We start from the raw sequence: 913 nt of genomic DNA on the forward strand, positions 1-913 counted from the left end.
CTGTAACGTTCGCATCTGGGGTATACACAAAGGTACCCGCGGCTTGGTCAAACACCACTTGCCCTGAGCTTGGCGCTCTGACTAAGTTAATCGTGCCCGTTGGGATGGTGTCTTCCACATCACTGCCCAGTGAACGCACATTGGTCACTGCTGATGCGGTGTCTTCATCCACACTTAAGCTGATAGCTTGTACCTCAGGTAGGTCGTTCACTGGGGTAATGGTGACTGTCACTGTCGCCGCTGTTGAGGTATTCAATGCCGCATCTTTTACCGTATAAGTAAAAGTGTCTGTCCCCGTTACGTTGCTGTTCGGTGTATACGTGGCAATGCCGTTAGTGATACTTACCGTGCCTTTACTCGCAGGTAATACGATGGCCGCTGAAGCGACCACTAAGTCATCTTCTGCATCACTGTCATTTGCTACCAAACTAAAGTTCACTGGCGTGTCTTCTGCAGTGGTGGCACTGTCATCCATGGCAACCGGTGCATCTGCAACTGGCGCGACCGTTAGTGTTACTGTCTGTACTGCCGATAACGCACCGGCGCTATCACGAACTTGGAAGGTGAAACTATCGGCATGGTTTTCACTGCCGTCATGTTGATAACTAAAGCTACCATCGCTGTTTAAGCTGACACTACCAAATTGTGGTTGACTGACCAGCTCTGCGCTGAGTGTGTCGCTTGCATCATCATCGCTGGCGTTACTTAATAACCCGTTTGCAAGTGCCACGGTTAATGTCGCGGCTTCATCGAGGTTAAACGCGAAGTTTTGCCCTACCGGCGCATCGTTGGTGTTGGTTACCTCTAATGTAAATGGCGTTAAACTGGCGCTATCTGTGCCATCGTTAACACTGATAGTAATAGCCGCGTAGCTGCCCACATCCTCGTTCTGTGGCGTGCCCGCTAATTCGCC

The 913-nt window shown here is 50.7% G+C and carries 1 protein-coding gene; it reads right to left on the bottom strand.

Annotation, left to right across the window (positions count from 1 at the left end; all coding sequences use genetic code 11):
* On the bottom strand, nucleotides 1–913 hold a 913-nt coding region (locus H5180_RS23865; protein WP_182759260.1), incomplete at both ends, for a tandem-95 repeat protein.

The sequence above is a fragment of the Pseudoalteromonas sp. SR41-4 genome (assembly GCF_014163985.1).
Taxonomy (GTDB): Bacteria; Pseudomonadota; Gammaproteobacteria; order Enterobacterales; family Alteromonadaceae; genus Pseudoalteromonas; species Pseudoalteromonas rhizosphaerae.